This is a genomic window from Nostoc sp. UHCC 0252, assembly GCF_034931145.1.
In the GTDB taxonomy this organism is placed as follows: domain Bacteria; phylum Cyanobacteriota; class Cyanobacteriia; order Cyanobacteriales; family Nostocaceae; genus Nostoc.
On sequence record NZ_JAYGHE010000135.1, the window covers coordinates 1 to 3,921 of the forward strand.

At 44.8% G+C, this 3,921-nt stretch carries 8 protein-coding genes; 7 read left to right on the plus strand and 1 reads right to left on the minus strand.

What is annotated here, in order from left to right:
- Positions 1 to 264: 264 nt before the first annotated feature.
- Positions 265 to 498, minus strand: a complete 234-nt coding sequence (locus tag VB732_RS34785) for a hypothetical protein (RefSeq protein WP_185585979.1) — start codon at positions 496 to 498, stop codon at positions 265 to 267.
- 221 nt (positions 499 to 719) lie between these two features.
- On the opposite strand from VB732_RS34785, the gene VB732_RS34790 reads away from it, so the two are divergent.
- The 7 genes from VB732_RS34790 to VB732_RS34820 all read left to right on the plus strand — a co-directional run.
- Positions 720 to 1,838 (plus strand): ParM/StbA family protein, encoded by a 1,119-nt coding sequence (locus VB732_RS34790; protein ID WP_323235363.1) that lies wholly within the window; start codon positions 720 to 722, stop codon positions 1,836 to 1,838.
- A 3-nt stretch (positions 1,839 to 1,841) separates the two neighbouring features.
- Positions 1,842 to 2,075 (plus strand): hypothetical protein, encoded by a 234-nt coding sequence (locus VB732_RS34795; protein WP_069071916.1) that lies wholly within the window; start codon positions 1,842 to 1,844, stop codon positions 2,073 to 2,075.
- Positions 2,072 to 2,296, plus strand: a complete 225-nt coding sequence (locus VB732_RS34800) for a hypothetical protein (protein WP_323235364.1) — start codon at positions 2,072 to 2,074, stop codon at positions 2,294 to 2,296. The genes VB732_RS34795 and VB732_RS34800 overlap by 4 nt, the downstream gene beginning before the upstream one ends.
- Entirely contained in the window at positions 2,293 to 2,526 is a 234-nt protein-coding gene (locus VB732_RS34805; protein ID WP_323235365.1) for a hypothetical protein, read from the plus strand. Before VB732_RS34800 ends, VB732_RS34805 begins: the two co-directional genes overlap by 4 nt.
- A 179-nt stretch (positions 2,527 to 2,705) precedes the next feature.
- Positions 2,706 to 2,867: a hypothetical protein gene (locus VB732_RS34810; protein WP_323235366.1), complete on the plus strand. Its 162-nt coding sequence runs from the start codon at positions 2,706 to 2,708 to the stop codon at positions 2,865 to 2,867.
- Positions 2,819 to 3,262 (plus strand): hypothetical protein, encoded by a 444-nt coding sequence (locus tag VB732_RS34815; RefSeq protein WP_323235367.1) that lies wholly within the window; start codon positions 2,819 to 2,821, stop codon positions 3,260 to 3,262. Before VB732_RS34810 ends, VB732_RS34815 begins: the two co-directional genes overlap by 49 nt.
- An 11-nt stretch (positions 3,263 to 3,273) precedes the next feature.
- A partial coding sequence (locus VB732_RS34820) for a hypothetical protein (RefSeq protein ID WP_323235368.1) occupies positions 3,274 to 3,921 on the plus strand: 648 nt, incomplete at its 3' end.

A 3,921-nucleotide genomic window follows, 5' to 3' on the forward strand; every position in this document is an offset into this window, starting at 1 on the left:
GCACCAGCCGCTAGAGCTTGAGTGGACGCATAGTCTTTCGCCTCCCTAAGCATCTCTAATGCCGGTTCGTTGTGCGGCGGGAGTTGAAAATCGGTTGGTGGGTCTTTCACTGTAGTCATTGGAGACAACAAAATTAATGATGTGAAATTATACGAACTTTACTGATAGTAATGTTTGACACTGGATTTTGAGCAAATAGCCCTACTTTCTGTAAATAGGCCAGAATTTCCCTTAGAGCGTTTTTTTCTGATTGGCTTTCTTTGGTCATGCTGTACCCTTACCTTTTTTGCCCTTGGGTGTGGAGGAAGGTTGCTCATGATTTGCTAGCCAAAGGCTAATTGCTTCATCTAGTGCATCGCTTTGGGTTATTTGCAAAGCAGTGCAAGCAATTTTAAAGTTTAAAGCTTTCTCCTTTGGTATGTACCCGCTAACTTGAGTGAAATTTGGATCGTCTCGTCTTGTTACCACATCACTGTTTTCTATTTGTTCTGAAAACATTTTGACATTACCTCAAGAAAATTAGTAAAACATTACTTCATTACTTCATGAAGTAATGCTATCATAACACTAGCAAGCCAAAAAACGACGCATAACATAGGTGACAGAAGCCGGAAAGCGAAGTGATGGCAAGCCCTTAACTGGATATGTGGATTTAAAGCGATTTAGCCTCTAAATTCTGCAAAGCCAGGAAAATCAAGAATTTACCAATCATCTGAACCATGACAGCTATATATTCCAATGCCAAAAATTGGCTAGTTCAAGCAGACTTGTTAGCCAAATCCGGGCTAACTGACCTCATCGCCGGAAAAGACTCAGGTGCAGGGTATGGCAAGGCAATCATCGGTGATTTTTCCATCATGATGCCAGCCGCATACTCACTTGTTCGCAACCGCAACATCATGCACCACGAAACCATCTCAAAAGATGGGGCATGGCTGCGATATGTAGAAGGAACTTCACGCCTGGACTTAAAAGATGTTCAATTTTTCTGGGGCAGTGCGGCTTTAGCGCAAATTGACCACACCCTGTTACACGAGGACAAAGCGAAAAAAGCAGAACTGGCACTCGAAAGCATTCTTGCAGACTTAGCAGTTCTGAATATTCCTGATGGTGTCAAACTTTCGATTAGTTTGAGCAATCACAACCCAGAACGCTGGGCAACTGAGATTAAGCGCAGAGTAGAAGGGACTCACACCTTTGAGCATCTGCACCCTGTAACCCGTTCCATTGTCACCAAGACAGTTGAGATTGTAGTCACAGGCATTTATCCAGAAGGATTCGGAAGCATTGCCCACTGCTTATTTGGTGAAGCATCCCTGGTACTTGACCCCTCAGAATTAGCGATCGCACTCGATATCGGTTCATCAACTTGGTTGGTGACTGTCTTTAATGGCAGTGGTGCAGTGATTGACCGTCACTTGATTGAGGGTGGAGCCGGTGAACTGCACAGCATGATTGCAGAGGCACTAGACAAACGAAACGACCGAGTGAGCTTGCTGTCCAAGGATGTGAAGCACTCGCCTAGTTTGGTGAACCAGGGGATTATCGAAGGCACTTTTACTTATGGAGGCAACCACCTCACGGGCAAGAAGTTTGAAACCGAGTACAGCCAGTGTCTAGATGAATGGTGGAGTAACAGGATTGAGAAATTCGCCAACTTTGTGACTGCTGGCAATTATCTAGACCGTGCTAAATACCTTGTCGCCTGGGGTGGGGGTGTTTCCTTGCCAGTGGTGGATCAAAACTTAGCCGATTTAGGCTTTGTGGTCTTGAACAATCCCCAATTCATCAATGCTTTGGGATTGAAACTATTAACTCAAATTGCAAGAGGAGCTTAATCAATGAATTACGAATCTCGGCGTATAACCATTTCCTACCTAGCAGTAATTGAATTGTGCAAGATTTTTGATTTACCTCAAGATGCGCCGACACAGGCATTATCAGCAGGTGTAGAGAAGCTGATTTTTCAACACGGCAATGTACAAGCATCGCCCAAAGTTGAAACACCGCAATCTACGCAGCCCAATAAATCGGCACTTAGCGCAATGGTCACTAATTTCAAGGGGGCAGCATGACCAAATCCAGATTTAGAAACACGGTTTTAGGCATTGGTGCAACAGCAGCAGCGTTAGCCGTTGGCTACTTCGGAGTGCAGTACTTTGGCAGAAACAATATGTTCACCATCGCCGCAGCTGTCGGGGGTGGAGGGGCAATCAGCTATGTACTTCAGAAACCGAGTCAACCAGAAGCCCCAGCCACACCGATAAAAGCTCAAAGAAAAGGAAGGAAGTCATGAGCGAAGACACTGTGCAGACACAGCCAAGCCTAACAACAACCGAAATTATGACCATCATCCTCGGTTGCGAACAGACTCTAAGGTTCGTGCAAGCATCGCCAAATTACAAGCAAATCGAAGCCTCCGAGCGGTTCAGTACATCGAATGACTTAAAGATGGGTGATGCAGTGCAAGCTTTGATGGAGATTCACGAAGCGATTCTAAATATCGAGTTCTACTCTCAAGTTTGAGGAACTTATGTTAGAAACGACAACTTTGCAACGTAACCATTTGTACCAATTTCGCGGTCAACAACTGCGCTACAGCCATCGGTCTAATTGTGGAGTCAATGCCCCTTTCATATTCAATGACTCGAAAGGCAAGCGAAAAGAATTAAGTCAAAACCAAGTGCAGAGGGAGGTTTTTGAACTTGTTGAGTTTTGTGAGAACTGATGATGAAGCGATTCGCATCTGCCGGCAAGCTTGGCGATCGCCTCACCCGAAAGTGCATCAAGTACACATCGTTACAAGGATTTTAGCAGCATGGCACTCGATTACAAAAATCCCAATGATTGGGGACGTTCACCCCTGACCGACTCCGCCCTAAGAAAGCAGCAATTCAAAGTAGAAAATCCTGAACAATGGGCTGCAATGATTGAGGCGGATATTCAGGCACTTTCCACACCATTGGAAGAGAGTGAAGATTACCCACCCTTCACTGGAACGGAATTCTTAGCAACTCATGAAACCATTGATGACCATCCATACTCTGCTGCATTTGGTCAATTCTTGGGTAATGGGATTGACGCGGACATTGCAAATATATTGGCATTTGGTGAGAACAGATTTGATTTAATCTCTGATGATTTTGACGACCCCATAAGGCAATTAGCAGCGAGAATTTATAACCGATTTAAAGACATGGGTTACTGGGATGAATTGCCCCAAGAGTCGAGCGATATCGACTACGACAACATACCTTATTAGGAGTTTTAGCAATGGACTTTGCAATACGTAATCCGGTAGTTGGTCATGCAAGCCATATTGATGAAAAAGCGCTTTCCTGGGGAGGGTTTGAGTCTGATATTCTGGGCTATCTTTCGGATATAAATAAGCTCGAACAGTTTGCCGATTATGCGAATAATGCCCAAGAATTATCTGACCGATTAGAACCATTTCTGGACAACGCCAAGGTCGTCTTTGAGGCGATGGAGAAGCTGACCAAAGGACAAGTTACCTGGGTCGAACTTCGTAAACAATATGGCTCTCACGTTGCGGGTGCTATCGCCAAAATTCGTAAACTTAACGCTGAATTTGACAGCGATATGAGTAAAATAGATGCCCAAGATAGAGCCGATCTCCTGCGAATTGACCAAAAACGTAAGCACGGACTTGCAGAAGTGGCAGCACAATTGCACCACGATTTACAAGCCGAATTGTGGAGACATGAAAACAAAATTAGTGGGATAGAAAACAGGCAAGTTGTGCAAGCCGAAAGGCAAGCAATCACAACAGGATTAAGAGAGAAACGCCAACAACTTTTAGCCCGTGCGCGGTATGGCTCAAGGGCATTAGAACCCAATCAAGCACCCCAGGAAGTGATACCAGTTACTAGCCAAACTTCTGCACCAGCGTCTAGTGTTTCT

What these genes read in the sequence shown, in the direction of transcription:
- VB732_RS34785 (WP_185585979.1), bottom strand. Translation starts at nt 498, where the DNA reads ATGTTTTCAGAACAAATAGAAAACAGTGATGTGGTAACAAGACGAGAC.
- VB732_RS34790 (WP_323235363.1), top strand. Translation starts at nt 720, where the DNA reads ATGACAGCTATATATTCCAATGCCAAAAATTGGCTAGTTCAAGCAGAC.
- VB732_RS34795 (WP_069071916.1), top strand. Translation starts at nt 1,842, where the DNA reads ATGAATTACGAATCTCGGCGTATAACCATTTCCTACCTAGCAGTAATT.
- VB732_RS34800 (WP_323235364.1), top strand. Translation starts at nt 2,072, where the DNA reads ATGACCAAATCCAGATTTAGAAACACGGTTTTAGGCATTGGTGCAACA.
- VB732_RS34805 (WP_323235365.1), top strand. Translation starts at nt 2,293, where the DNA reads ATGAGCGAAGACACTGTGCAGACACAGCCAAGCCTAACAACAACCGAA.
- VB732_RS34815 (WP_323235367.1), top strand. Translation starts at nt 2,819, where the DNA reads ATGGCACTCGATTACAAAAATCCCAATGATTGGGGACGTTCACCCCTG.